21 protein-coding genes and 2 pseudogenes are annotated in these 26996 nt (G+C 49.8%); 14 read left to right on the forward strand and 9 right to left on the reverse strand.

Features of this window, described 5'->3' with window-relative positions; all coding sequences use genetic code 11:
* Nucleotides 1-10: 10 nt before the first annotated feature.
* Entirely contained in the window at nucleotides 11-622 is a 612-nt protein-coding gene (locus AC1RVX_RS27260; protein ID WP_493219733.1) for a LysE family translocator, read from the reverse strand.
* Nucleotides 623-795: 173 nt separating this feature from the next.
* On the opposite strand from AC1RVX_RS27260, the gene AC1RVX_RS27265 reads away from it, so the two are divergent.
* Nucleotides 796-2217 carry an aminotransferase-like domain-containing protein gene (locus AC1RVX_RS27265; protein WP_493219734.1) on the forward strand — a complete coding sequence of 474 codons (1422 nt, stop codon included), beginning with the start codon at nucleotides 796-798 and terminating at the stop codon, nucleotides 2215-2217.
* Between the two features lie 29 nt (nucleotides 2218-2246).
* On the opposite strand, the gene leuE is transcribed toward AC1RVX_RS27265, so the two are convergent.
* Nucleotides 2247-2903: a leucine efflux protein LeuE gene (gene leuE, locus AC1RVX_RS27270; protein ID WP_493219735.1), complete on the reverse strand. Its 657-nt coding sequence runs from the start codon at nucleotides 2901-2903 to the stop codon at nucleotides 2247-2249.
* A 49-nt stretch (nucleotides 2904-2952) separates the two neighbouring features.
* Nucleotides 2953-4038, reverse strand: coding sequence for a GGDEF domain-containing protein (locus AC1RVX_RS27275; RefSeq protein WP_493219736.1), 1086 nt, complete (start codon nucleotides 4036-4038; stop codon nucleotides 2953-2955).
* Between the two features lie 389 nt (nucleotides 4039-4427).
* Between AC1RVX_RS27275 and cysS the strand changes: the two genes are divergently transcribed.
* Entirely contained in the window at nucleotides 4428-5801 is a 1374-nt protein-coding gene (cysS, locus tag AC1RVX_RS27280; RefSeq protein WP_493219737.1) for a cysteine--tRNA ligase, read from the forward strand.
* A gap of 69 nt (nucleotides 5802-5870) precedes the next feature.
* Entirely contained in the window at nucleotides 5871-6491 is a 621-nt protein-coding gene (locus tag AC1RVX_RS27285) for a hypothetical protein (RefSeq protein WP_493219738.1), read from the forward strand.
* 25 nt (nucleotides 6492-6516) lie between these two features.
* On the opposite strand, the gene AC1RVX_RS27290 is transcribed toward AC1RVX_RS27285, so the two are convergent.
* Nucleotides 6517-7287 (reverse strand): type 2 periplasmic-binding domain-containing protein, encoded by a 771-nt coding sequence (locus tag AC1RVX_RS27290; protein ID WP_493219739.1) that lies wholly within the window; start codon nucleotides 7285-7287, stop codon nucleotides 6517-6519.
* Nucleotides 7288-7556: 269 nt separating this feature from the next.
* Between AC1RVX_RS27290 and htpG the strand changes: the two genes are divergently transcribed.
* On the forward strand, nucleotides 7557-9467 hold the full coding sequence (gene htpG, locus AC1RVX_RS27295; protein WP_493219740.1) for a molecular chaperone HtpG: 1911 nt from the start codon (nucleotides 7557-7559) through the stop codon (nucleotides 9465-9467).
* 78 nt (nucleotides 9468-9545) lie between these two features.
* On the opposite strand, the gene AC1RVX_RS27300 is transcribed toward htpG, so the two are convergent.
* Both AC1RVX_RS27300 and AC1RVX_RS27305 read right to left on the reverse strand, forming a co-directional pair.
* On the reverse strand, nucleotides 9546-10052 hold the full coding sequence (locus AC1RVX_RS27300) for a DUF3016 domain-containing protein (RefSeq protein WP_493219741.1): 507 nt from the start codon (nucleotides 10050-10052) through the stop codon (nucleotides 9546-9548).
* A gap of 257 nt (nucleotides 10053-10309) precedes the next feature.
* Entirely contained in the window at nucleotides 10310-10762 is a 453-nt protein-coding gene (locus AC1RVX_RS27305; RefSeq protein ID WP_493219742.1) for an outer membrane lipoprotein, read from the reverse strand.
* A gap of 175 nt (nucleotides 10763-10937) precedes the next feature.
* Between AC1RVX_RS27305 and AC1RVX_RS27310 the strand changes: the two genes are divergently transcribed.
* The 6 genes and pseudogenes from AC1RVX_RS27310 to AC1RVX_RS27335 all read left to right on the forward strand — a co-directional run bounded on the left by AC1RVX_RS27310 (nucleotide 10938) and on the right by AC1RVX_RS27335 (nucleotide 16985).
* Nucleotides 10938-11444: a DNA-deoxyinosine glycosylase gene (locus AC1RVX_RS27310; protein ID WP_493219743.1), complete on the forward strand. Its 507-nt coding sequence runs from the start codon at nucleotides 10938-10940 to the stop codon at nucleotides 11442-11444.
* Between the two features lie 168 nt (nucleotides 11445-11612).
* Nucleotides 11613-12431 (forward strand): spermine/spermidine synthase domain-containing protein, encoded by an 819-nt coding sequence (locus tag AC1RVX_RS27315; protein WP_493219744.1) that lies wholly within the window; start codon nucleotides 11613-11615, stop codon nucleotides 12429-12431.
* Between the two features lie 22 nt (nucleotides 12432-12453).
* Nucleotides 12454-14235, forward strand: a complete 1782-nt coding sequence (tfpB, locus tag AC1RVX_RS27320) for a type IV pilus assembly ATPase TfpB (RefSeq protein ID WP_493219745.1) — start codon at nucleotides 12454-12456, stop codon at nucleotides 14233-14235.
* 23 nt (nucleotides 14236-14258) lie between these two features.
* Nucleotides 14259-15602 (forward strand): annotated as a pseudogene (locus AC1RVX_RS27325) (CHASE domain-containing protein); the annotation flags it as partial.
* Nucleotides 15603-15770: 168 nt separating this feature from the next.
* Nucleotides 15771-16460, forward strand: a pseudogene (locus tag AC1RVX_RS27330) (histidine kinase dimerization/phospho-acceptor domain-containing protein); the annotation flags it as partial.
* Between the two features lie 15 nt (nucleotides 16461-16475).
* Nucleotides 16476-16985, forward strand: coding sequence for a sensor histidine kinase (locus AC1RVX_RS27335; protein WP_493219796.1), 510 nt, complete (start codon nucleotides 16476-16478; stop codon nucleotides 16983-16985).
* Here the strand turns inward: AC1RVX_RS27335 and AC1RVX_RS27340 are convergent.
* On the reverse strand, nucleotides 16910-17827 hold the full coding sequence (locus AC1RVX_RS27340; RefSeq protein ID WP_493219746.1) for an SDR family oxidoreductase: 918 nt from the start codon (nucleotides 17825-17827) through the stop codon (nucleotides 16910-16912). The genes AC1RVX_RS27335 and AC1RVX_RS27340 overlap by 76 nt on opposite strands.
* Before the next feature lie 255 nt (nucleotides 17828-18082).
* Between AC1RVX_RS27340 and AC1RVX_RS27345 the strand changes: the two genes are divergently transcribed.
* Nucleotides 18083-18823 (forward strand): substrate-binding periplasmic protein, encoded by a 741-nt coding sequence (locus tag AC1RVX_RS27345; RefSeq protein ID WP_493219747.1) that lies wholly within the window; start codon nucleotides 18083-18085, stop codon nucleotides 18821-18823.
* A gap of 443 nt (nucleotides 18824-19266) precedes the next feature.
* Here AC1RVX_RS27345 and AC1RVX_RS27350 read toward each other — a convergent pair whose 3' ends face one another.
* A complete protein-coding gene (locus tag AC1RVX_RS27350; RefSeq protein WP_493219748.1) occupies nucleotides 19267-20844 on the reverse strand; it encodes a methyl-accepting chemotaxis protein in 1578 nt (525 codons plus the stop codon).
* Between the two features lie 473 nt (nucleotides 20845-21317).
* On the opposite strand from AC1RVX_RS27350, the gene AC1RVX_RS27355 reads away from it, so the two are divergent.
* The 3 genes from AC1RVX_RS27355 (at nucleotide 21318) to AC1RVX_RS27365 (ending at nucleotide 26008) form a co-directional block, all read left to right on the forward strand.
* Nucleotides 21318-22343, forward strand: a complete 1026-nt coding sequence (locus AC1RVX_RS27355) for a CDP-6-deoxy-delta-3,4-glucoseen reductase (RefSeq protein WP_493219749.1) — start codon at nucleotides 21318-21320, stop codon at nucleotides 22341-22343.
* A gap of 296 nt (nucleotides 22344-22639) precedes the next feature.
* Nucleotides 22640-23830 carry an acetylornithine transaminase gene (locus AC1RVX_RS27360; protein ID WP_493219750.1) on the forward strand — a complete coding sequence of 397 codons (1191 nt, stop codon included), beginning with the start codon at nucleotides 22640-22642 and terminating at the stop codon, nucleotides 23828-23830.
* Nucleotides 23831-23986: 156 nt separating this feature from the next.
* Nucleotides 23987-26008 (forward strand): alpha/beta hydrolase family protein, encoded by a 2022-nt coding sequence (locus tag AC1RVX_RS27365; RefSeq protein ID WP_493219751.1) that lies wholly within the window; start codon nucleotides 23987-23989, stop codon nucleotides 26006-26008.
* Here the strand turns inward: AC1RVX_RS27365 and AC1RVX_RS27370 are convergent.
* Nucleotides 25991-26884 (reverse strand): LysR family transcriptional regulator, encoded by an 894-nt coding sequence (locus tag AC1RVX_RS27370; RefSeq protein ID WP_493219752.1) that lies wholly within the window; start codon nucleotides 26882-26884, stop codon nucleotides 25991-25993. The two genes, AC1RVX_RS27365 and AC1RVX_RS27370, sit on opposite strands and share 18 nt — an antisense overlap.
* Between the last annotated feature and the right edge of the window lie 112 nt (nucleotides 26885-26996).

Genomic DNA, 26996 nt, shown 5'->3' on the forward strand with positions numbered 1-26996 from the left:
TCAAGCATAGTCATGAAGTCACCAGCATGGGATACAAGGACAATACCAGCAGCAAGGCCATGCCATAGTTGAAGATGCGCAGATTACGTTCCACCTTCAGCAAATGCCTGACTTTGGCACCAAACAACACCCATAAGCTAATACTGGGTAGATTGATCAGGGCAAACAGACCGGCTGCCAAAGCAACGATCCAAAAACCGCTCGAGGCCGGAATATAAGTACTGAAAGCACCCAATGCCATGATCCAGGCTTTGGGATTGATCCATTGAAACGCAGCCGCGCCCATAAAACTCATGGGACTAGCTTTATGTGTACTGTCTGGCGTCTTGCTTTCCAGCGGTCCGGCATTGGCGATATTCCAGGCCAGGTATAGCAGGTAAGCTGCACCGCCCCATTTCAAGACAACATACAGCCACGGAAAAACCGCAAACAGACTGGCAAGGCCAACACCAACGGCCAGCACCAATATCATAAAACCTAAGTTGATACCCATCATATGTGGCAAAGTGGCACGAAAACCGAAATTCACGCCAGAAGCCAGCAGCATCAGATTATTTGGACCCGGAGTAATCGAAGACACCAGGGCGAACAAGGCAAAGGCCATCAAGGTATGAATTGCCATATCAATCTCCCTGCCTGCGACATGTATTTGCTAGTCTGCTCATTTGTATTCTCCTGTTTTTGCTTTAGTGTTGTGCTATCCTAAACGCAAAAACCAATACAGTACCAATACACTATAACCAATAATATTCGTACTGTAATGGCCTCTCACCCATTACAGCCGGGAGACATGACATGCTGACGCCAACTTTTTATATTTCACGCGACTCTGGCGGCTCGCTGGTAGAACAAATCGTTAATGCCGTCGCAAACCGTATTGACGACAAATTGTTGCGCACGGGTGCCCGCATGCCTTCTATACGCCAGTTTGCTGATGAGCAGGCAGTATCCCGCTTTACCGTGGTGGAAGCCTATGACAGGCTGGTCGCCAAGGGTTATCTGGAATCACGTCGCGGCGCTGGTTTTTTTGTACGTGAACGTGCATCGATGCTCAACAATGTGCCGAGTACACCACAGGCGACTCCCCCCACCCAGCAACTGGACGTGGTGTGGCTGGTACGCAATATGTTTCGTCAGTTGCCGCCACAAAAAATGCCAGGGTCAGGTGTCTTGCCGCATGACTGGCTCGACGGTGAACTGGTCGCCAATGGTCTGCGTGCCATCAGCCGCCTGAACCAGAACCTGTTACTGCATTACGGTACCCAGCAAGGTTTTTTGCCTCTGCGTCAGCAGTTGCAACTGAAACTGGCAGAACTGGAAATTGCCGCTTCGCCCGAACAGATAGTCATGACCAGTGGTGTCACTCAGGCGCTCGACCTGGTAGCACGCGAATTCACCCAGCCCGGCGACACCATCTTTGTTGATGATCCTGCCTGGTTTTTGATGTTTGGCTCTTTTGCCATACTGGGCACTAAGGTGATAGGCATACCGCGCCTGCACGATGGCCCGGATGTCGCCAAACTGGCAGAGCTGGCCGCCTTGCACAAACCCAAGCTGTATATCATCAATTCGGTTTTGCATAATCCGACCTCGACATCTTTGTCTGCCGCCAAGGCTTTTCAAGTCTTGAAAACCGCTGAAGAACATGACTTCATCGTCGTTGAAGATGATGTGTATTGCGATATGCACCCTGGCCCGGCAGTACAGGCAGCGACGCGCATAGCGGCACTGGACCAATTGAACAGGGTGATCTATCTGGGTGGTTTTTCCAAGACACTGGCAGCAAATCTGCGAGTGGGCTTCATCGCCACCTCGCCCGAACTAGCAATACGCCTGGCAGACCGTAAAATGCTGTCAACCCTGACTACAACCGAAATTGGCGAAAGAGTGGTCTACAAGATACTGTCAGAAGGGCACTACCGCAAGCACGTTGACCGCATACGCGTGAAATTGGATGGCGTCCGCGATGACATCACCAAACGCATTGAACAACTGGGAATGAAGGTGGACTATCGCACGCCGGCAGGCATGTTCTTGTGGACAGAAACCGGCTGCGACACCAACAAGCTGACAGAGAAAGCCATGGAACAAGGTTATTTGCTGGCGCCTGGCAGCCTGTTTTCACCCAGCCAGTTACCCTCCACCAAGATGCGCATCAATATTGCAGCGATGTCCGACCCTGGTGTGTGGGAATTTTTGAAACGCGAAGTGGGTTGATGTCTGCGCCCTTTCGCCGGAAATGTATATCAATGCAAGCTGGCGTTCGCCAGCTTGACACCAAACCAGACAAACAGGCTACCAACGGCACTGGACAGGCTGGCCGACAAACGACGGCGCTGGCTGAAACCGCGCGCCAGACGAGCCCCCAAAAAAATCAGTACGGATAAATATAATGCGCTAAAGAACATCACTACTGCACTAAGGATAAGGAAGGGAATCGCTGGTGTCGGGTAATTGGGATCAATGAACTGCACGAAGAAGGACAGCAAGAACAAAATCGCCTTTGGGTTCAATAAGCTGATCACCAAAGCACGCTTAAACGGATTCTGCATATTCACGGCTACCGTCTGGTTTTCAGTCACCGTCACCGCCTTGTTACGCCACTTCTGAACAGCGCCCCAGATCAGATTAATACCCACCCAAGCCAGGTAGGCAGCACCTGCATACTTAACCACCATGAATAAGGCCGGGTAGGTACGCAAAATACCAGCAGCACCCAGCGCCGTCAGCATCAGCAAAACACTGTCACCAACAAAAACACCCATTGCGCCTTTATAGCCCTCACGCACGCCACGTGCAGTTGCAACTGCCAGCACATAGATGGAATTCGGCCCTGGCAACAAGATGATACCCAGTGCCCCCAGCACATAAGTCCATAAATCGGTTACGCCATAAAAACTCATTTTTCCTGTCCTCACAAATAGCTGAATGATGCTGTAAATTTGCTACAACTTATACCGGTACAGTCTCAAGATTACCAGTTTGTTCAGCATGCTGCTCATCTCTTACCAATGCCTCGCCAGCTCTGCGCATCAAGCTCAGTGCAGTATCGCCTTCACGCAAGGTTGCCGTGCGTACCGAAGCACTGATTTTCATCTCCCTGCCAGATACTGAAATTGGCATGGCCACCACGGTTGCACGTGCGCGGTCGGCAATTCTATTAGCATCTTCCGCAGATGCTTCCGGCAAGAGGACACAGAATTCCTCGCCACTATACCGTGCTATGCAATCATAAGAACGCATGGCACGTTTGACACGCCGAGTGACCTCTACCAGGATTACATCCCCGACCTGAGGTCCATGGATGTCGTTGATATGCTTAAAATCATTCAAATCCAGCACCAGAACCGATAACTGTTTGCCAAGACGTAAGTGGCGTTGCAACTCTACATCCGAAACACGCATGAACTCACGCCAGTTCGCCACACCAGTGACCGGATCGGTGTTTGCCTGTCTTTCCAGCTCCTCTTCGGCACTCAGCAGTTTTCTTCTGTACCTATGCACATAAGCAGCAATGGCGTGACCCGTAATGGCAATCGCAGGCAAAATCAATACCACACTGGCAGCCTGGGAAAAAGTAGACGACTGTTTGTACAACAATAAAAAACAGGATGCAGCCACAAATGCAAACAGAGGAGTACGCAGCTGGTTCAAAGCGAGCGGCAGAGAGATGAATGCCATCAGTATCAGCCAGGCATCGACCATGTAATGCCCAAAATAGTCACGCGGCAAACAGGCATTGCTGATAAATTGTGTCAGTAACACCGCCACTATCCAGTTCATGGCGTAACGGTCCAGTACCGGTACATTCTCTACCCTGACATATTGCCTGACCAGCCATAGCGAATAGCCAAATACGGACAAGCGCAGCAGCAACAGAACAGCCAATGTCCAGCCAATATCATGGAACAAGACATCCACCAGTGCCAGCGGTAAAAATGCCCACAGCATGATACGCATGACCCGGCGTACTTGTGCCCTGTCCTGCTTGGTGTATTGAGAACGATAATTTTCTTCGCTAACGTCTTTGTAATTCATTTGCATTCCAAAACCTGTTTTTATGTCGTTTTTACTTCTGGCTGCAACTTGTAAATCCAATACCATTTTTAGCTATCTGCGCATATCTATGCTACATTCTCATCCTGAACTTCTGCCATCTCAGATAAGCCAGATTAAATCTTACTTAATTATATGCCCCACTTGGACCAGCAACATGTTAAACATTGCATAGGCAATATGCCTGTGTCATACATGCGTGCGCCAGCAAACATATACACACCAACTGACATGCCAATCAGCACACTGATCTTCTGCTCAAGCTGTTCTTGTTGTTGAGCCTGCACGATTAGCGCAGACCGGCCTGGCTCTGTCCTGTGATGCCCCAAGCCCCACCCAACGAATTCTGACTTTCATATTTTTCTAACAAGATGGACATACTTCTCTACGACAATTGGGAACGCCGCCTGCGCCCCTTCAGCCCACTGAACAAAGACTGGGTCGGCCTGTACTGCTGCGGCCCTACCGTGTATGACTATGCCCACATCGGCAACCTGCGCACCTATCTGTTTGAAGACTTGCTGCGTCGTGTTCTGGAATGGAATGGCTATACCGTGCGCCATGTCATCAACATCACCGATGTCGGCCATCTGGTGTCGGATGGTGACGATGGTGAAGACAAGATGGAAAAAGGTAGCCGCAAAGCGGGTGAATCTGCCTGGCAAATTGCAGACCGCTTCACAGCCGCCTTCAAGGATGACTTGCAAAAACTGCACATCCTGGAACCGGCCATCTGGTGCAAGGCCACTGACCATATCGCAGAACAGATTGATTTCATCGCAGCCATAGAAAAAAATGGCTATACCTATCGCACCAGCGATGGCATTTATTTTGACACCAACAAGCAGGATGACTATGGTTTCCTGGCACGCATCAAGCGTGATGCCATCAAGGCTGGTAGCCGCGTAGAACTCGGTGAAAAACTGCATGCGACCGACTTCGCCCTATGGAAATTCAGTCCGCCGGACGAACATCGCCAAATGGAATGGGACAGCCCGTGGGGCCGTGGTTTCCCTGGCTGGCATATAGAGTGCTCGGCCATGTCGGCCAAATACCTGACACCCTGGTTTGATATCCATTGCGGCGGTGAGGACCATATCGCCATCCACCACAGCAATGAGATTGCGCAAAACCAGGCTTGCCATGGTACCCGCCTGGCCAATTTCTGGATGCATGGTTATTTCCTGCAAATCGATTCTGGCAAGATGTCCAAATCCAGTGGCGAATTTTTGCGACTGCAAACCCTGCTGGACCAGAATATTGATCCGCTGGCATATCGCTACCTGTGCCTGACCGCGCATTACCGCAGCCAGATGCAATTCAGCTTTGAAGCTCTGCTGTCGGCACAAACTGCCTTGCAGCGCCTGCGCGAGACTTATCATGCCTGGCCAGCAGGCGGCAACGTCAACGCCGAATACCGCGAGAAATTTACAGCCTTCATCAATGAAGACCTGAATGTCCCGCGTGCATTGGCACTGGTTTGGGAAATGCTGAAAGCAGATTTATCTGACGCCGATAAAAAAGCCACGCTGACCGAATTCGACCGGGTATTTGGTCTGGGCCTGGCACAGTGGCAACCCAGCGTACTGGAAATTCCGGCGAAAGTACAAAACCTGGCAGAGCAACGTCAGGCTGCGCGCAAGGCCAGGAACTGGGCCGAGGCAGACCGCCTGCGCGGCGAGCTGCATGCACTAGGCTATGAAGTGGAAGATAAAGCCGACGGTATGCAAATCAAGGCACTGTAAATTTAATGTAGTGAACTTCAGGGGAGACAATCGTTTCCCCTGTTTTTTTTCAAGACATGAGGAAGCATCATGCAAAAAATTCAGCTGCTGAGCAAAGCAGCGATCATCGCCAGTTTGGTCATGTTGCCAGGTCTCAGCCAGGCTGGCACTTATATAGAAGGCAAAGACATCCCTGCCGATTTACTCCCTTTTATAACAGCCAACACCAAGCTGCTTGCCTTTGTCAGTGCGGACCTGAATGGCGACGACAAAGCTGACTATGTGTTTATTCTGGAGAAGCAAAAGAAACTCCCATCGGATGAAGATATGGAACAGGGTCAACGTCCTTTACATATCGCCATACGCCAGGCTGACGGCAAATTAAAACTGGTCAAGACCAATGAAAAAATCGTCCTTTGCTCTACCTGCGGCGGCATGATGGGTGATCCATTTGCGGACCTCACGGCAGGCAAGAAGAGCTTCACGGTATCTCATTACGGCGGTAGCGCCTGGCGCTGGGCGAATGACTATCAATTCAATTATTCGCGCAAGGACGATACCTGGCAATTGGTGAAAGTGTCTGAATCATCCTTCCACACCAGCGAGCCAGATAAAGCCAAAGAAAAGATTTATACACCCCCGAAACATTTCGGGAAAATTGATATCGCCGATTTTGACCCGGAAAAATTCAAGGGCGTGGGTGTCAGGTAAAGATCATGCAGACTATCCCAACGGATTATTTTGCTGGTAACAAACCTGCCCTGGGGTCTTTCATGAAATCATCGAGTATGCGCGCAATACTGCCGTCATTTTTCATCGCCAGTAAAGTCGCACTAATGGTTTTTGAAGTCACGCTGCTGGCAAACTCTGGTCTGACACGCATGACATGGGCGCCATAGGAAATAACCAGACTGGGGCCTAATAAGTTTGTTGATGCGGCTTTCCCTGCCGCCGCCAGGATCGCCGGCTGACTGCCGACAATACCTGAAATGCGTCCGGCTTCAAGCATACGCATACCATTCTCCAGCGTATTGATTTCGACCTTTTTGATGCGCTCATCCTGTCCGAATGCCCCATAGTTCAGTCTGCGCATCATGCCTATACCCCGCTCCATAGACAGGGCAATCAAATCCTCATAACTTTTCAGCACTGCACCACGGTGAGCGACCACCAGAATAGGGAATTGCGTCACCTCAGACAAAACACTGCCATCCTGATCGCTGAAATTTTCAGTCTGTGAAATACTATAAGCTTCTTTATCAGCGGGAAACATTAATACATGACGGGAACTGGGCACCACCAGAAGTTCCAGCGGCACACCCGATCGCCTGCGTAATTCATTGACTATGCGTACATTGATGCCGTCATAGCCTCCCTTTCCATCCTTGCTATCTTTGGCAAAAGCAAAAGGGGCAACCTCTGTCAGATAGACGTTGACGGCACCAAGTGCAGGTACGTAGCCGCAGAGCAGGTAAAAACAGAGCAGACTCGTTACTTTAAGCAACATTGCTACTACCCTATACCAATGAAAATATCCAAGGAATATGCACTGCTATATAAGGGAAGTCTAGTATTTTTTACAAAAAACAAGTGTTCACAAACATCTTAAATCTAGAAATACCAAGAAATAATATTGACATGCATTTTAAGCAATCATCTTGAAATCCGCCAAAGCGGCCTCACCTTCCCTCTGCTCAAGCATTTGCCACAAAAAGCAGCAGGCAAGCAATTGCCACCTATACCAATGAAAAACCATTGAAATCTTTGAGGGAAACCATGTCAGAAAAACAAACCCTGGGCTTTCAGGCCGAAGTCAAACAACTCTTGCAGTTGATGATTCATTCCTTGTATTCAAACAAGGAAATATTTTTACGTGAACTGATCTCGAACGCATCCGATGCAGCAGACAAACTGCGTTTTGAAGCCATCAATGATGCCAGTCTGTTTGAAAGCGACCCTGACCTGCAAATCCAGGTCAGCTTCAACAAAGAAGCGCGCACCATCACCATTGCTGACAATGGGATAGGTATGAGCAAGGCAGATACGATAGAACATCTGGGTACGATCGCCAAATCCGGCACCAAGGAATTTTTCGGCAAACTGTCAGGTGACCAGCAAAAAGACGCGGCCATGATAGGCCAGTTCGGCGTCGGCTTTTATTCTGGCTTTATTGTCGCTGACCGCATCACCGTTGAATCCCGTCGCGCCGGTCTGCCTGCAGACCAGGCTGTACGCTGGGAATCTGAAGGTGCTGGCGACTTCAGTGTGGAAGACATAGAAAAAACCGGTCGCGGTACCAGCATCACTCTGCATCTGCGCGAAGGTGAAGATGAGTTTTTGTCGGCATGGAAACTGAAATCGGTGATCCGTACCTATTCCGACCATATCTCCCTGCCTATCAAAATGCAAAAAGAAGAATGGGACGAAGAGAAAAAAGAACAGGTATTGAAAGACGAACTGGAAACCGTCAACCAGGCCAGCGCCTTGTGGGCACGCAGCAAATCTGAAATTTCGCCTGAGCAATATGACGAGTTTTACAAACACGTATCGCATGATTACACAGCGCCACTGACACATACCCACAACCGCGTTGAAGGCCGCAGCGAATATACGCAATTGCTGTATATCCCGGCACGTGCGCCGTTTGACCTGTGGGACCGCAACAAGCGTGGTGGTATCAAGCTGTACGTGAAACGCGTCTTCATCATGGACGACGCCGAACAATTGATGCCGGTCTATCTGCGTTTTGTCAAAGGCGTCATTGATTCGAATGACCTGCCTTTGAATGTCTCCCGCGAAATCTTGCAGGAAAGCCGCGACATCAAGGCTATCCGCGAAGGTTCCACCAAGCGCGTACTGGGTATGCTGGAAGACCTTGCAAATGCTGATGGTGATGAAGATGCGCAGGCCAAGAAAGACAAATACGCAAGCTTCTGGAAAGAATTTGGTCAGGTGCTGAAAGAAGGTATCGGCGAAGACAGTGCCAACAAGGAGCGCGTCGCCAAACTGCTGCGTTTTGCATCTACCCACAATGACAGCGATGTGCAAAATGTTTCGCTGGCAGATTACCTGGCACGTGCAAAAGAAGGCCAGGACAAGATTTACTATGTCACGGCTGAAAGCTATGCCACAGCCAAGAACAGCCCTCACCTGGAAATCTTCCGCAAAAAAGGGGTCGAAGTCTTGTTGCTGACTGATCGTGTGGATGAATGGATGTTGTCCTTCCTCAATGACTTCGAAGGCAAGGAACTGGCATCCGTCGCCAAAGGTGGCCTGGACCTGGGTCAGCTGGAAGATGAAGCAGAAAAGAAACAGCATGAAGAAACGCAGACCGAGTTCAAGGATCTGGTCGAGAAAATGAAAACAGCCCTGGCCGATAAAGCCAAGGATGTACGCGTCACTTTCCGCCTGACTGATTCACCAGCCTGCCTGGTGGCAGATGAACATGATTTGTCGGGCAATCTGGCACGCATGCTGAAAGCTGCAGGCCAAAACGCGCCGGACTCCAAGCCTATTCTGGAAGTCAATCCTGACCATCCACTGGTTCAGAAATTGAAATATGAAGAAGCTAAATTCAGTGACTGGTCACACATCCTGTTTGACCAGGCCTTGCTGGCCGAAGGTGGCAATCTCAGCGATCCTAGCGGTTTCGTGAAACGCCTGAACGAATTGCTGTTAGACAAATAAGTTGATCCTTTAAGCAAGTCAGCTCAAAAAAAACGGACTCAGTTCAAACTGAGTCCGTTTTTTTATGCCACATCAAAATCAGCGAGCAGGAAAAATCTTTTCCTTTTGCTGTTTAATGAACCAGTCATGCAGCATCTGTTCTTCATACTGGAAACTGGTATGGCCGCTGGCAACCCCCATACGCATGAGGAAACTCATGTCCTTCACATCTTCATCGCCAGATGCTACGACTTTTCCCTGCTCATCCTTGAGACTGAAACTAAAGTGCATGCGTGGCCAGTATAAGTCGCGGATCACACGAACATCACTCACCATAGGACTAAAGAATGGTCTGACATCGCCAGCCAAGTCCACATCTGTGACTGTAATATCCCATTCATAACCATCTGGCAGTTTTTTTGCCAGATCATCAAACATGCGGTCAAATTCCTTGATGACCCTTTCCTGAAAACTGACCTTGCTTTCATTCGTAGGACGAATATCGGTAAATTTCTCCGGCTCTTGCCAACTGACCTTAGCGCTACCAGCATATGCCGGTCCGACCAGAAAGGTGGTCAGCAACAATACGGTACAAATCTTTTTCACTTTGACCTCCTTTTACCTGTGCACTGATGACACATTGATGCGTCCGAGCCCTTACTATACTTGAATTCCGGTTATTTCCAACCCATGCTGCATAGCGAGAGGGTGTACAGAAAATCAAGCCGCTTTGCTCTTCAAGCATAGTCGATGAAAACAAAAACGACCAGACTAGCTGGTCGTTTCCGGGGGCAAATTTGTGACAAGATTTTTCAGTCCCTGGCATCAATCTGCCAGGTTAAAGATGCTATTTCCTGCCCGAATCAATGCGTTACACGGGTGGTTCTGCCATTCGACAGCAAACGTACTCTGTCGCCAACACGGAATGGTTCATCCGCATCCTGGGTAATGGCCCTCAATTCGCCATTATCAAGTTTGACTGTAATTTCCAGACCAGGCACCTGGGTCGCGTTCTTTTCTACATTCTGTCCTATCATGCCGCCAGCAATCGCGCCGACAATACCGGCCGCCAGGGCACCGTTACCCTTGCCTATCGATGATCCGGCAGCAATACCACCCAATGCTGCACCTGCAGCAGTCCCAACACCGCTTTGACCACGGTCTATGGTGACATCGCGTATCGATTCTACATAGCCCATACGCACACTTTGTTCATTCTGAGTCTGTCTGGCGTTGTACACACTACCTGAATTGTGTGACGTGACGGCACAGGCACTCAGGCTGGCTACCGCAGCCAGAATAATAAGACGCTTCAAGATAAACTCCTTTGTCATTTCAATCAATACATCACTACTAAACGCACTACTGTTAATAACGTTGACCAGTAAAAGACGGGGTAAGTTCAAAACCCAGATTACAGAGGCAAGCGAAATTGGCAAATGCTTGCTAAGCTGCTAGCAGATTCCACCCCACCCCACGAAAGAGCAAGGCATGCAGGCCGAAACAACTTTGCCACTATTACAAGGCTTTCCACCCGTCATCGATCAGTCCACTCAAACCCTGATACTTGGCAGTTTTCCCGGAGAAGCCTCGCTGCATGCAGCTCAATATTATGCGTATAAACAAAACCAGTTCTGGCGCCTGATGTCAGCCTCGCTAGAAACCGATATGCTGGCCCTCAATTACCCGCAACGGCTGGATTGCTTGCTGACGCATGGTGTCGGTTTGTGGGATGTATTTCATTCCTGCATACGATCTGGCAGCCTGGATTCGGCCATACGTCAGGGCAAGCTGAATGATTTCACCAGCTTGCAGGCACAACATCCGCAGTTGCGGAAACTCTGTTTCAACGGCCAGACGGCGGGGAAAATGGCTGGCTATTTCAATGAACGCGGCTACCAGACCGCAATCCTGCCCTCATCTTCCCCGGCTTACGCCATGCGTTCTTTTGAAGACAAGCTGCTGGAATGGAAAGCGCAATTCAAATCAGAGATGTAATGACTCTCTTAACAGCGTAGTGCGGACATTACAGACGACGTGACTACTTAGCCAGTTTATGCCCAAAAATCTGCCCAAATGATGCATTTTCAGGCAAAAATCATGACTGGCAACAGGAATCATGTAAATTTCCTTTTTAAGCGCCAAGTGACTGGTTAAAATAAGCCCATGCTAATCAAACGAAAATCCATAGAAGCCGAAGCAAACCATCGTTCCGGCCCCAAAGCTGCGGTTACCCAAAAAGCCAACCGCAAACCCAAATTTGCCCCGGTTACCCTGTCTGAATTCGACGGCGTGCGCTTTCTCCATTTCGGTACCGAATGGGTGCAAGGTGCCATGCGCCTGCGCAAACCAGATGCCTTGGAACTGGAATACGCTCAACAGATGATGGCCTGGATGCTGTTCATTGACACACCTGAACATCTGGTACAACTGGGTCTGGGGACTGGCGCGCTGAGCAAATTCTGCTACCGCCAGTTTGTGAACGCCCGTGTGACCGCAGTGGAATTGAATCCCTCGGTCATTGCCATTTGTGAAAGCATGTTCAAACTGCCAGCGAACGACGAACGTTTGCAAGTGCTGGAAATGGATGCCCTGGATTATGTCAATGATGAAAACAATCACGGCAGCGCTGATGCCATGCAGGTAGACCTGTATGACGCCACCGCACGTGGCCCGGTACTGGACAGTGCAGAGTTTTATCAGTCCTGCGCAGCCTGTCTGAAAGACGACGGCATACTGACCGTAAACCTGTTTGGCGACCACCCCAGTTATGCCCGTAACCTGAAAGCCATGCGCTTTGCCTTTGACCAGGTACTGTGCCTGCCAGAAGTCCACGAAGGTAATGTGGTTGCCATCGCCTTCAAACAAAGAAAAACACTGGACTTTGACAGCCTGTATGAGCGTGCTGAAAAGATCAAAGCCAGCAGCAAACTTCCAGCCAAGTCCTGGGTCAACGGGTTAAAAGCCACCCGCAATCCAAACTGATTATTTGAGACGCCAAAAGAATATGAATAAACCCGCACACCGCAGCTTGAATCTTCAGCAGATTTTTACCTGGCTGATGGCAGACGGCATCGTCCTCAAGGAAGAAGCCAAAAGCCATTTTAACGCTGCCCAGGGATTGCTGAAAAATGGCCCCGCTTCCATGCATCCGCTGACGGCAGTTGCGCAGGTAAAATTACATTCAGCCATTGCCCCACATATTTTATTGACGCTGGACTGGCTGACCGAATGGGCAGCAGGCAAAGTCAATATGCCTTTCTACCGCATAGACCCACTGAAAATTGATTTCACCAATGTTTCAGACGTGATGTCGTCTTCGTACGCGACACGCTTCAACATCTTGCCGGTAGAGTCCAACGCCAATACCGTCGTCATCGCCACTACCGAACCGTTCAATCTTGAGTGGCAACAGGAAATCCTGAAATTCACACGCAAGGAAATTCGCCTGGTGTTGGCGAATCCGCTGGAAATTTCACAATACATTGTTCAGTTTTTCTCGCTGGCCAAGTCGATCAAGGATGCGCGCAAGGCCAACAAAAATGATGCTGCTCTGCGCCAGAACTTTGAACAATTGGTCGAACTTGGCAAAGCCAACAAACAGGTTGATGCCAACGACCAGCACGTCATCAATATTGTTGACTGGCTGTGGCAGTTTGCCTTTGACCAGCGTGCCTCAGATATTCATCTGGAGCCAAAGCGCGATATCTCCATCATCCGTTTCCGTATCGACGGTGTGCTGCATCAGGTCTATCAGGTACCAGCCACGGTCATGATCGCCATGACGGCACGTATCAAATTGCTGGGTCGCATGGACGTGATCGAAAAACGACGCCCGCAAGATGGCCGTATCAAGACCAGGACCAATGATGGCCAGGAAGTGGAGTTGCGTCTGTCCACCCTGCCTACTGTCTTTGGCGAAAAAATGGTCATGCGTATTTTTGATCCGGAAGTCGTGGTCAAGACACTGCCCGAACTGGGCTTCCCCATCAATGATGCGAAGCGCTGGGATCACCTGACCAGCAAACCGCATGGCATCATCCTGGTGACCGGGCCTACCGGTTCTGGTAAAACCACCACGTTGTACACCACCCTGAAAGCATTGGCGACACCAGACGTCAACGTCTGTACTGTCGAAGACCCTATCGAGATGGTGGAAGGCTCCTTCAACCAGATGCAGGTACAGGCTTCCATCGACCTTGGCTTTGCGGACGGCATACGAGCGCTGATGCGTCAGGATCCTGATATCATCATGGTGGGTGAGATCCGTGACTTGCCCACGGCAGAAATGGCGATACAGGCAGCACTGACCGGCCATCTGGTTCTGTCCACCCTGCACACCAATGACGCGCCTTCTGCCATCATGCGTTTGCTGGAACTGGGTGTACCATATTATCTGCTCGAAGCAACCATCATCGGTATCCTGGCACAAAGGCTGGTACGAACCCTGTGCATACATTGCAAATCTCCTGATGGGGAAATGCAGGATGCCGTCTGGTCATCTTTGGTGGAAGACTGGGGCATTCCCAAGCCACAAGCTATTTATCGCCCGGTCGGCTGTCCAGAATGCAGGCAAACCGGCTTCCTGGGCCGTACCGGACTGTATGAATTGCTGACGGTCACCATTCCGTTCAGCAAACTCATCACCGAAGAAGCTGACATCCACGCACTGCGCCTGCAAAGTATCAAAGATGACATGAAACCCTTGCGCATCGCCGGTGCCTATAAGATCATAGAAGGGGTAACCACCGCCGATGAAGTATTGAAAGTGACTTCATCACTGATTTAGCGACGTTTTCAGGGCAAGCAGGAATGCATCCAGTACCGTCCAACACTTCCATCACAAAGCGGCGACTACTCCTGCAAACCCTGGTGGTTGCCTTAGTCTATGCCGCACTTGGACGGCTGTCCTTGTTGCTGGCGATTCCGCCCGGCTACTCGATCGCGATTTACCCATCTGCAGGTATCGCGCTCGGGGCGGTTTTAACAGGTGGCTACCGCTTATTGCCCGGTGTTGCTGCAGGTGCCCTGTTCGCGAATCTTCTCATCAATCTTGAAATTAGCGGCAGCCTTGATGCAAGCGCCTGGATAGCTTCATTTGTCGTCGCTGCCGGCGCGATGCTGCAAGCTGCCGCTGGCTGCCGCATGATAAGATTTCATTTGCGGGATGACCTGTCACTCGGTACCGACAAGGTTATCTTTCAATTCTTTTTTTACGGTGCCCTGATCGCCTGTCTGATCAATGCCACCATCAGCGTTACCACTCTTGTGGTGCTCAATATCGTACCCTGGCCGGAATTCATCAACAACTGGATAGGCTGGTGGACAGGTGATACCTTCGGTGTGCTGACGATTACCCCCATTGTCATGGTCATGTATGGCAAACCACGCGCAATTTGGTATACTAGGAGATGGAGCGTCATGTTGCCACTGCTGGTCTGCCTGTTACTGGTCATTACGGCGTTCTCTTTTACACGCTATCGTGAAGAGCAAAAGCAGCAACTTGAATTTCGCCTGAAAGCAGAACGTGTGGCCCAGAGCCTGCAAAACAAGCTGGACAGCCATTCCGACATCATGCGTAATGTCGAACGCCTGTACGCCAGTTCAAATCATGTGGACCGGGGCGAATTTGCCACTTTCGTCAGCCCCACCATTGCCGATAAAAAAACCATCTCCTTTTTGGCCTGGGTGCCTAAAGTCACGCAATTGGAAAGGGAAAATTTTGAAGTATCCGTCCTGCGTGAAGGCTTTGCCAATTTCCAGATACTGGAGATGGATGAGCAGCAGCATCTGGAAGAGGCAAAAGTAAGAGATGATTATTACCCAGTCAAATACGTAGAACCGTTTGCCCGTAATCAGCCGCTTTTTGGTTATGACATGGGCTCCAGCATATTACGCAGGAACGCCGTCGAAGATGCCCGCGACAGTGGTAGTCTGACTGTTACCGATCCGCTTACCTCTTTCGATCCCGCTGATCAGCAATTACATGTGTTGCTGTTCGCCCCTGTGTATGAACACAGCAAGCCCTTGGACAATATCGAACTAAGAAAGGCCGCATTTTCCGGTGCTGCGGTCAGCATGTTACGCATGGGGAACTTGGTCAAAGACACGCTCTCTACCGAAGACCTGAAAAATGTCAGTGTCAAATTCTATGACCTGTCTTACCCAGGGAAGAAAGGCATCTTTCTTGACGATATTGCAGAAATCGACAATCGTTACCTGTTCCAGGCCACCATCAATTTCGGCGGCAGGCAATACGCTTTCCTGGCTCAGCCTTCTTCAGAATACTGGAAATCTCATGTTGCCTGGATTACCTGGATCACCATGGTGGGCGGCCTGCTGTTCACCGGGCTTTTAGGTGCTTATCTGTTAGTCGCCACCGCACATACCTATGGCATAGAAAAACTGGTGGCGCAAAGAACCGCACAGTTGCATGATAGCGAAGAAAGATTGCGCACCATACTCGACAATGCGGCTGAAGGCATACTCACTACCGACGAATATGGCATCATCGAATCGGTCAATCAATCAGCGGAAATTTTGCTCAAATATACGCATGGAAGCCTGACCGGCCAAAACATGCTGAGTTTGTTTCCCGATCCCGATTCGTGCTCGGTACTAACACGTCATTTGACAAGTTCGCCCCCCAGCATGTCGCTTGAAGAAACGGGCGGAAGTGACAGAGCAGAAGTTACTGTCAGAAACAAAAACAATCATGACGTGCCGGTAGAACTGGCCATTACTCGCGTCCAACTGGGACTGAAAGTGTTATTGGTCATTATCATGCATGACTTGTCTGAAAAAAAACGGGTGGAAAAACTCAAGACTGAATTTGTCTCTGCCGTTTCACATGAATTGCGTACACCATTGACCTCCATACGTGGCGTACTTGGTCTTTTGGTTGGCGGGGTAGCCGGGGAAATTCCGGACAAAGCACGCACCATGCTGCTCATGGCAAATGACAATGCCACCCGTCTGACCGCACTGATCAATGACTTGCTGGATTTTGAAAAACTCGAATACGGCAATATGCAGTTTCATTTTGAAACCTTGTCACTAGACGAACTGGTACAAAACTCCATACAGTCAAATCTGGGATACGCCCAGAATTTTGGTATCGATATACGCTGTAAACTGTTGGCTGAACGCATCTTGCCGGTCAGGGTAGATTCGCAGCGCTTCACTCAGGTTTTGTCAAATTTGCTGTCGAACGCTGTCAAGTTCTCACGCGAAAATGGGAGGGTTGATGTCACCGTCAGTGCAAACGCGAATCATGCACGTGTTGAAGTGCGGGACTATGGCATTGGTATTTCAGAGGCATTCAAAAGCAGCATTTTTCAGAAGTTTACACAGGAAGATGCCAAGGCGACCCGCAAATATGCAGGTACCGGTCTGGGGCTTAGTCTGAGCAAGACCATGATAGAAAAAATGGGTGGGGAAATCGGTTTCCACAGTGAAGAAGGTCAGGGTTCCGTCTTTTTCGTCATCTTGCCGCTGGAATCCAGCGCAGCCAGTACCCCCTCCCTGACCGAGGCATAGCGCAGGCGTGCTCCTAACTCCTGCTTGATACGCTGATTTTGCAGTCGCCGCGATTCCGACATAAAAGACATCAGCACCGGGCTGACCTGTTGGGCCAGTTCGTTTCGTGGCAAGCGTGGCGGGCGTGATAGTTCAAAAGCATCTGCCACCAGGTCAAAATAACTAGCCATCTTCATGTCGCTGTCATCCACCGCATGATAAACACGGTTCGGTGAAGCACGAAACAGGGCCAGCCGTATCAACTGTGCCAGATCATCGGCATGAATATGATTGGTGTACACATCATCAGCATCCATCAGTGCTGGCGTGCCTTTGTGCAGACGTTCCAGCGGCAGGCGATCTGCCGCATAAATGCCTGGCACGCGCAAGATGGACAGACGCGATTTGGTGCGTCTGGCCCAGGCACGCAAGCAGCGTTCAGCAGCAACACGTCGCGTCGCACGGGCATTTTGCGGCTTCACACTTCTGGTTTCATCAAATTCAGCACCACCACAATCACCATACACGCCGGTGGTACTGACATACACCATATGACTCTTGTCAGCCAATACCGCAACCAGGTTTTGGGTGCGGATGTCGGTATCACCCTCGCTGCGCGGCGGGGCAAGATGTACAACCCGCTTTGCCAAACCCGCCAGCCGCGCCAGGCTATCTGGTTCGTCAAGATTCGCCAGAATGGGTACAGCCCCTGCCGACCTTAATTCGGCGCAGCGGGCTACGTGACTTGTCACAGCGAATACACGGAAATGCGTCTGCAATAAAGGCAGCAAACGCATGCCCACATCGCCACAACCCACGATTAGCAAGCGCGGCTTGCCGATTTGCATACATTGTTTTGTCATGTTCAGAATTGTATGCCAAAGTCTATCTCTGTGATTTTCACAACAGGCACCGTCAAATTTGAGGGATAGATAAAACACATTTCATGGCCTTGCGCCCACAAAACGAGGTGCAAAAAAATTTGCGCTTTTACCACAGTCAAGTCACAAGGAATATGGCAGTATCTGTCCATACACCCGTCAAATCTGTTATAGGGACTGCATTATATCCCTGATGTTAACTTGTACAAATGCCTGGAGACATACGAAGGACAGTTAATGAATATGATGGCCTTGCTAATCGCGACGAGTCTCGCCACAGAAACACCTGCGACTTTGCAGATTTCTGTCAATGTTGACTCTGCAACCGGCGTCATCGCCGCTTCCATTCTAGGTGAAGTATACAAACAAGCCGGACTACACTTTTGCATTATCAATCTGCCTCCCCTGCGCGCGACCAAAGAGGCCAAAGCCGGTCATATTGACGGTGAGGTGCTGCGACCACCCAATTATGCTGCGGCACACCCAGAGTTGCTGCGTATCGATCCCCCTTATATCGTGGTTGAAACGCTTGCTTTTGCGAAAAAAAACCGCGATCTCAGCATCAACAATAAAAGTGATTTGCGCCCCCTGAAAGTAGGTATAGTCCGTGGAATCATGAACGCTCAAAATGCCACTGACGGCCTGACTGGGATCACGTTTGCAGACACTTCAGAGAGCCTGTTCAAAATGCTGGTAGCTGGTCGCATTGACGTGGCAGTTGATTCCAGATACAGCGCCTATAGGGCCATGAACAAAATTGCGGCAACCGATGCAGTATCAGAAAAAATGGTCTTACTGACACAACCCGCTCATCACTATCTGAATATCAAGCACAAAGCACTGGCTGCGAATATCGCCAGTACGATCAGCCAGTTCACTGTCAATGGAGATCTGCAGCGACTGACAAGAATTGCTGAATCGGATCAGTTGAAAAGAGACGCTACCACAGCAACGCTTTCTATCAAGAATTGCAACTGAATTGTATAAACAGACTCAGCAGATAGTTGTGTGCGACCTGTTCACAAGCAGCTTGTTCAAGCCAGTGTAAAAACGCAAAAACAGAATCGTCAAACTTGAAATACAAGCCTTATGCCTCCCCCTATCGAAGGGGATATCATGAAACATCGCTTATTTTTATCAGCAAGCCAAATCAGACAAAGGGCTTGATCGCCTTGCTTTTGTCGGTACAAAAACCAATGCTGGTACCCCGACCGTGGGTCGCCAAGCCACCATACTTTCCGATCGAATTGTGCTCATCTTGCAGTCCAGCGCGGGTTATGAGGCAAACCCTCCGGGAGCTGGCCGCATTTACTTTTTTGCGGGCGCATTGAAGCGCGATGTGACACTGTATCCCGAATCGCCTTGCTCGCACTCATCCCTATTTATGAAATGAGTTCTAATATTAATAACAGAAGCTGAATTTATCTTGGTGTCGCCCTGCGTACAGGATGTGCATCCAGCCTGAATACGCTGACCGCATTGGTCAAATGCACTGCCTGGTCTTGCATGGATTGCGCAGCGGCGGCTGCTTCTTCCACCAGTGCGGCATTTTGCTGCGTGACTTCATCCATCTTGATGATGGCCGTATTGACTTCTTCAATGCCACTGCTTTGTTCTGTCGTGGCAGAGCTGATCTCATTGACGATATCATTGACTTTACGCACGCTGTCAACCACTTCTTCCATGGTACTGCCAGCCTGGGTAACCAGCTTGCTGCCGACACCGACTTTTTCTACCGAGTCATTGATGAGTTCCTTGATTTCTTTGGCTGCGGCAGCACTGCGTTGCGCCAGATTGCGCACCTCGCTGGCAACCACGGCAAAGCCACGGCCCTGTTCACCTGCCCGTGCGGCTTCTACCGCAGCATTCAGCGCAAGAATATTGGTCTGGAATGCGATGCCATCAATGACACTGATAATATCCACAATTTTGCGGGATGAATCGTTAATGGAACTCATCGTCGCGATTACTTCGCCAACTACCTCACCGCCCTTCCCTGCCACGACAGTAGCGGTCGCAGCCAGACTATTGGCATGACGTGCATTGTCTGCATTTTGTTTGACGGTGGAAGTCAGTTGCTCCATTGCAGATGCAGTTTCTTCCAGCGATGCTGCCTGTTGTTCGGTCCTGCTGGATAAATCAAGATTGCCAGTAGCAATTTCACGCGACGCGATAGTAATGGCATCAGTACCTTCACGCACCTGGCCCACCAATTTCTGCAAGCTTGTATTCATCGTTTGCATGGCTCGCAACAACTGGCCGATTTCATCTTCGGAACTTACTTCAATTGATACAGTCAGATCGCCACTGGCAGCGCTTTCTGCAATACTGACTGCCGCACGCAATGGCCGGCTGATCAGGCGCGCAATCCACAAGGCCAAAATCACACTCAGTAACATGGCAACTGCCATGATGCCAAATATCCATAAACGTGACGATGTAAACAGGCTGTCATTCGTCGCAGAGGCGCGCTCACTTTCTGCCTGACTCAGTTCAACCAGTTTATCAACCAGATCATTTACACCACGAAATAACTTAACGGAGTCACCCCTGATGGCTTTGCGTGCCTCTTCGGTATTTCCAGCACGTGACAAGGCCAGTAATTTTTTGCTGGCCTCACCATATGACGCGAAAGACTGAGCCAAAGAATCGAATAACTGTTTTTCTTCCGGCGAGCTGACCAGCAAGCGATATTTGGATTCATACCCCATAAATTCCGTGGTGCGGGATTGTAAACTTTTTTCGTAATAGCTGTAATCAGCTTCTTCGCTCGACAGAATGTGCTGCAACTCGGACACGCGCATGCGGTTGAGGGTTGCCTTCATGAGAAGTGCATAACGCACGCTGGGTAAAGTGTCGGTAAGAACACCGGTGGAAGCCACATTCAGACGCGAGATTTGAACAATCCCAAAAATGCCGGTGGCCAGTGTCAGACTCAAGGCTACCAGAAACGAAAGCAACAATTTGTATGCAATCTTCAAATTCAGGAACCAGCTCATATAAACTCCTTTAAAGTTTTATACGACGACACTGTCGCCGTGTTTTATACTGCATAGCACAATTTTTATTTTCAGACAGCGCTCTGCAAATAAGAAAACCGGGACTTGGATCAGCTAAGGACCCATTCAACAATTGTACTGTGTTCCATGTCAAAAAATAATTAAGATGCGTTAAATAAACACTAAAAATGATAATGGCGGCATGCAACTTCCCCTGGGCTGTGATTAATCACAGCAAGCCCGCGTTTCCATGTGCTGCTTGCCAGCGTTGAACTTTTTCCCGTTTGCTGCCAATTTGTGCACGCTTGTTGGTCTTGCCGGATTTACGCTATCATGTGCTCCCGCTTGATTCCTGTTTGATTCCTGCCTGGTTCGAGTTCAGCGCTCTGCGAGCAGCGCTAATCGAGCTTGATTCTCCCGGTTTCAACACCTTGAATTCAACAATAGACAACACTTATTTCAAAACATATCCGATGACTTTTCATGTAACTGTCACCCCTAGTGGCCGTCAATTCAGCTGTGACGAAGATGAAACCGTGCTGTCAGCCGCCCTGCGCGCTGGCATTGTATTGCCATATGGTTGTAAAAATGGTGCCTGCGGCTCTTGCAAGGGAAAAGTTGCCAGTGGTATGGTTAAACACGGGCCACACCAGGAACGTGCGCTGCCAGAAACCGAAGAAGCACAGGGCATGTCCCTCTTCTGCTGTGCCAAGCCGCAATCTGACCTGATCATAGAAGCACGGGAAATCGTTGCTGACGGTGATTACCCAGTCAAGAAAATGCCCAGCCGCGTCGCCAAACTGGAAAAGCTGTCTGACGACGTGATGTTAATTGCCCTGCAATTGCCAGCCAACGAACGCCTGCAATACCGTGCCGGTCAGTACATAGAATTCATGTTAAGAGATGGCAAGCGCCGCAGCTACAGCATGGCAAACGCGCCCCATTCGGACGAACATATCACCTTGCATGTACGTCATATGCCAGGTGGACTGTTCACTGACCAGGTCTTTTCCACGCTGAAGGAACGTGACATTCTGCGTTTTGAAGGCCCGCAAGGCACCTTCTTCCTGCGCGAAGATAGCGAAAAACCAATTATCCTGCTGGCTTCCGGCACCGGCTTCGCACCGATCAAGGCGTTGGTAGAGCACCTGATCCACATCGAATCGAAGCGCCCTGTCAGTCTGTACTGGGGCGGTCGTCGCCCAGCTGATTTGTATATGGATACCTTGTGCAAGGACTGGGCAACGCAATTACCAGGCTTCAGCTATTTCCCAGTCATATCGGACGCCTTGCCGGAAGATGGCTGGACTGGTCGCCAGGGCTTTGTACATCAGGCTGTCATGGCAGATCATGCTGACCTGTCGGGCTATCAGGTTTATGCCTGCGGCGCACCTGTCGTGGTGGAGTCAGCCAAACGCGACTTCACGGCACTGTGCCAGTTACCTGCCGATGAGTTCTACGCAGATTCCTTTACCTTAGAGGCTGATCTGGCGAACTGACCAAGTTTTAGCTGTCACACCTTGCTATAAATGCATGACGTAAGAAATCATACAAATTTATTTTGACGCAGTGCGCAAAAAGTCCTACTATCCGTTTTATGAAAATTTTTACTGACATGTCCTCACCAAATATTGCACGACGTCGCAACTCGCCAAGCGAGCCTGGGCCGATGTAAGAGTGAGCGTGCGCGTAAAAAGCTGCACCACGAATATCCAGCCACAGGTTCCATCCTGTGGCTTTTTTTTACCTTGAATTTTTGTCTTTCCCCCACTGTAACGACCTTAGGAGTCTCGAAATGGAATTCAGTCAGTACAACGTAAATTCCCTGATGTACATCACACCGCGCCCCGAACTTGTGTTCGTCGAAGGCAAAGGCATGTACTTGACTGATCACAAGGGCAAGCGATATCTGGATTATCTGCAAGGCTGGGCTGTCAATTGCCTGGGCCACTGCCCCGACGTGATCCATGAAGCACTGGTCAGTCAGTCTAAAAAATTGCTGAACCCGTCACCAGCTTTCTATAACGCACCTATGGTGGAGTTTGCCGATCTGTTGACTAAAAACTCTTGCTTTGACCGCGTGTTTTTTACCAACAGCGGTGCAGAAGCCAATGAAGGCGCAGTCAAACTGGCGCGCAAGTGGGGCCAGTTGAACAAGAATGGTGCGTTTGAAATCATTACCTTTGACCATGGTTTCCATGGCCGTACCCTGGCGATGATGTCGGCATCCGGTAAACCAGGCTGGGATACGATTTTTGCCCCGCAGGTCAGCGGCTTCCCCAAGGCTGATCTGAATGATATCGCTTCGGTAGAAAAACTGATCACCGATAAAACTGTCGGCATCATGCTGGAACCGGTACAAGGCGAAGGCGGCGTGATCCCAGCCAGCCCTGAATTCATGCAAGCCTTGCGTGCGTTGACCAAGAAACATGGCATCCTGCTCATCGTGGATGAAGTGCAATCCGGTATGGGACGTACTGGCGAGTTGTTCGGCTACCAGTTATCAAATATAGAACCAGACATCATGACCCTGGCCAAAGGCATCGGTGGTGGTGTACCGCTGGGTGCCTTGCTGTGCCGTGAAGATGTGGCCTGCTTCGTCCCGGGTGACCAGGGTGGCACCTACAATGGCGCACCTTTGATGACAGCGGTGGGCATCGCCGTATTCAATGAACTGACCAAGCCCGGCTTCCTGGCATCGGTCAAGGAAAAAGGTGAATACCTGGGCCAGCAGTTGGAAAAATTGTCTGCAGAATTCGGCATGCAGGGTGAACGCGGCTTCGGCTTACTGCGCGCCCTGAAGCTGGGTGACAACATCGGCGGCAAGCTGGTGGAAGCTGCACGCGATATGGAGCCGGTAGGCTTGCTGATCAATTCCCCTCGTCCTGATCTGTTGCGCTTTATGCCAGCATTGAATGTGACGAAAGAAGAAATTGATCAACTGATCAGCATGCTGCGTGTGGTGATACAGCAAGTCAAAAGCTAAGTTTCACTGGCTGCTTTATTTAATGATGGTCTGTGCGGCAAAGTCTGTGCAGATCAATTTTACATTTTTATAGCATCATAAATATTGCTTCCACAGCATGTTTGCTTTTTTTGAATGTGTATAATGCATGATTCAAATTAAACAATGGAAGCGCACATGCACAACTTGTATAGGCCTCTGGCCTGCCAAATCGCCTTTGGCGTTTTCAGCAGCCTGTTTTTACTCCACACCCCGGCGTCCCATGCGGCGACTGAGCCCATCCCGATCGCCAGTTTTTTTAAAGAATCCCAATTCAGTGACGCCCGTCTGTCACCTGACGGCAAAAACATTGCCATGATCATGAAGGGTGCCAACGACCGCATGGTGCTCGCAGTACTGGAAGTTGGCAAATTGCGTCCTGAAATTATTGCCAATTATGAAGATAAAGATGTCAGAACTTTTCATTGGATTAACAATGACAGGCTGGTGTATGACCTGACAGATCTGCAATACAAGGAAGTTCAACGTTTTTTTGGCCATGGCCTGTATGCCATCAATAAAGACCGTAGCAAGCGCCTGCGTCTGGTAACACATCAGTTCACTGGTACACGTACCAAGGTAGTAGGTAATGAATTACCCTGGTACACCCATTTCCTTGATATTGCACATGGCTCCGCGTCGCCAGACATCTATGTCATACAGGCAGTAGAAGCAGGTTCCAACGTGTTTGATTTGTATCGACTGAATACAATAACTGGCAATACCGAACTGATCCCCCGCCCTGGCAAGGTCAATACATGGCTGATAGACAAAGCCGGTGTACCACGTATTGCTGTAACAATTGAAAACGAAAAATCTGTCATTAATTATAAAGATCCAAAAACTGACGCATGGCGTAAGCTGGCCACAGCAGACTGGACCTCGTATGACAGGATTACTCCTGTATTTTTTAGCCCTGAAGGTGATTTATACGTACGCGCCAACAATGGCAAAGACTTAAGTTCATTGTACCGCTTCAACCTGGAAAAGAATCAACTGGACCCAGAGCCAATCATTTCACTCAAAGGCTATGATTTTGCTGGTCAATTGATATATAACGGACCGCAAAAGAAAGTGCTGGGCCTGCGTTATGAGATGAGCAGACCAGCAACTATGTGGTTTGATGAATCCATGGCGGAAAAACAAAAGCAGATTGATGCGCTTTTGCCCGACACCTTTAATTCTTTGCACTTCCCTTTTGATTTGAAAACCAATATCGCCCTGGTCCATTCTTATTCAGATGTTGCACCAGGCACATGGCAGCTGTTTGATTTCAGTACAAATAAATTGACACGCCTGGGCGTCAGCAAACCTGAGATTAAGCCGGAACAAATGGCAGAGAAAGAAATGCTGAACTATACGGCTCGCGATGGCATGCAGATACCGGTTAATCTGACTTTGCCAAAAAACGGCACAGGCAAAAACCTGCCAGCCGTTGTTTTGGTGCATGGTGGCCCCTATGTACGTGGCAATCATTGGAGTTGGGATCCGCAAGTTCAATTCCTTGCTTCACGCGGTTACGCAGTGATAGAACCTGATTATCGGGGCAGCGTAGGTTATGGTACAAAACATTTCAGTGCCAGCATCAAGCAATGGGGTCTATCCATGCAGGATGATATCGCTGATGCTGCTAAATGGGCTGTGGCCAAAGGCTACGTCGATCCTAGCCGTGTTTGTATCGCCGGAGCCAGTTATGGTGGTTATGCGAGCTTGATGGGGCTGATCAAAGACCCGGATATATTCCGTTGTGGCATAGAATGGGTAGGCGTCACTGACATCAATCTGCTGTACGACATCCACTGGAGTGATTTTTCAGATGAGTGGAAATGGTTTGGTATGCCTGTACTGATCGGCGATCAGGTCAAGGATGCTGCACAATTGAAGGCCACTTCTCCTTTGCAAAATGCCGACAAGTTGACCCGTCCTTTGCTGATGGCCTATGGCAAACGCGACCATCGTGTACCGATAGAGCACGGCACCAAGTTCTATAAAGCCGTCAAGGAAAAAAATGCCAATGTGGAATGGGTGGAATATCCAGAAGAAGGCCACGGTTTTTACCTGCTCAAAAACAATATCGATTTTTGGGGCCGCGTAGAAAAATTCCTTGAGCAAAATATTGGCAAGAGTCAACCACTGGCAGCGTCAGACACTGCTAAATAATCGCTCCTGTAAGAAGGCCACGAAAGTGGCCGTCTTCAATGCCAGCCAGTCACGTGCCGGATAGACTGCATATACCGGTGAGCCACTGGGCAATTGGTAATTGTCCAGGACTGCCACTAATTCCCCGCTTTGCAAGTGCTTGCTGACTATCAACCTGTCTATCTGCAAAATACCGGCACCAGAACAAGCGGCAGTCACCAGGGCAATGCCATTATTTGATTGGAAGTGACTGCTCACCCTGACTTTTCTGACTTCACCATGCTGTAGCAAAGTCCATTCATCATTTGCCCGGCCAGCGTTGATGTACAGCAGACAGGCATGCCGGGCCAAATCTTCTGCCACAACAGGGTAGCCTGCACTTGCCAGATAGGCAGGTGCTGCGCAAAGTATGCGCTGACTATCCACCAGCTTGCGCGCGATCAGGTTGGAGTCGTCCAGGTGAGCGACACGGATAGCGACATCAATTTGCTCTGCGATCAAATCCATCAACCTGTCTTCAACTTGCAGAACAAAATCAATTTGCGGATAGCGCTGGCAAAACTCGGTCATGACCGGCACCAGCCTGGCGACGGCAGGCATGGGACACGTGACACGCAAGCGCCCTCTTACTTCTTGCTGATGCTGGCCAGCCATTTGCTCAATGTTCGCCAGCGCTGCTTCAATGCGCTGTGCTTCATGCAAGACCTGCTCGCCGATCTCGGTCAGCGTCAACTTGCGGGTGGAACGCTGCAGCAACCTCGCCCCCAAATCCTGTTCCAGGGCAGCCAGTTGTCGCGACAGCAATGACTTGCCACAGCCCAATTGTATGGCGGCCTTACTGATGCTACCAGCACGCACAATGGTGGCAAATGCAGCCAGATGTTGTGGATTCAGCATGAAACATCCTTTTAATTGTCCTGTTTTTGGCAACAATATTATGCGATACAGTTACCTTATCAGGCAACAATATCCTGCCTATACTGTTGTTCATGGTTAGCGCTTTGCTGCC

The sequence above is a fragment of the Undibacterium sp. GW821-FHT11B02 genome, assembly GCF_058808955.1.

Coding starts and splice junctions, on each gene's coding strand:
- AC1RVX_RS27260 (WP_493219733.1), bottom strand. CDS start 622: ATGGCAATTCATACCTTGATGGCCTTTGCCTTGTTCGCCCTGGTGTCT.
- AC1RVX_RS27265 (WP_493219734.1), top strand. CDS start 796: ATGCTGACGCCAACTTTTTATATTTCACGCGACTCTGGCGGCTCGCTG.
- leuE (WP_493219735.1), bottom strand. CDS start 2,903: ATGAGTTTTTATGGCGTAACCGATTTATGGACTTATGTGCTGGGGGCA.
- AC1RVX_RS27275 (WP_493219736.1), bottom strand. CDS start 4,038: ATGAATTACAAAGACGTTAGCGAAGAAAATTATCGTTCTCAATACACC.
- cysS (WP_493219737.1), top strand. CDS start 4,428: ATGGACATACTTCTCTACGACAATTGGGAACGCCGCCTGCGCCCCTTC.
- AC1RVX_RS27285 (WP_493219738.1), top strand. CDS start 5,871: ATGCAAAAAATTCAGCTGCTGAGCAAAGCAGCGATCATCGCCAGTTTG.
- AC1RVX_RS27290 (WP_493219739.1), bottom strand. CDS start 7,287: ATGTTGCTTAAAGTAACGAGTCTGCTCTGTTTTTACCTGCTCTGCGGC.
- htpG (WP_493219740.1), top strand. CDS start 7,557: ATGTCAGAAAAACAAACCCTGGGCTTTCAGGCCGAAGTCAAACAACTC.
- AC1RVX_RS27310 (WP_493219743.1), top strand. CDS start 10,938: ATGCAGGCCGAAACAACTTTGCCACTATTACAAGGCTTTCCACCCGTC.
- AC1RVX_RS27315 (WP_493219744.1), top strand. CDS start 11,613: ATGCTAATCAAACGAAAATCCATAGAAGCCGAAGCAAACCATCGTTCC.
- tfpB (WP_493219745.1), top strand. CDS start 12,454: ATGAATAAACCCGCACACCGCAGCTTGAATCTTCAGCAGATTTTTACC.
- AC1RVX_RS27335 (WP_493219796.1), top strand. CDS start 16,476: ATGCAGTTTCATTTTGAAACCTTGTCACTAGACGAACTGGTACAAAAC.
- AC1RVX_RS27340 (WP_493219746.1), bottom strand. CDS start 17,827: ATGACAAAACAATGTATGCAAATCGGCAAGCCGCGCTTGCTAATCGTG.
- AC1RVX_RS27345 (WP_493219747.1), top strand. CDS start 18,083: ATGAATATGATGGCCTTGCTAATCGCGACGAGTCTCGCCACAGAAACA.
- AC1RVX_RS27350 (WP_493219748.1), bottom strand. CDS start 20,844: ATGAGCTGGTTCCTGAATTTGAAGATTGCATACAAATTGTTGCTTTCG.
- AC1RVX_RS27355 (WP_493219749.1), top strand. CDS start 21,318: ATGACTTTTCATGTAACTGTCACCCCTAGTGGCCGTCAATTCAGCTGT.
- AC1RVX_RS27360 (WP_493219750.1), top strand. CDS start 22,640: ATGGAATTCAGTCAGTACAACGTAAATTCCCTGATGTACATCACACCG.
- AC1RVX_RS27365 (WP_493219751.1), top strand. CDS start 23,987: ATGCACAACTTGTATAGGCCTCTGGCCTGCCAAATCGCCTTTGGCGTT.
- AC1RVX_RS27370 (WP_493219752.1), bottom strand. CDS start 26,884: ATGCTGAATCCACAACATCTGGCTGCATTTGCCACCATTGTGCGTGCT.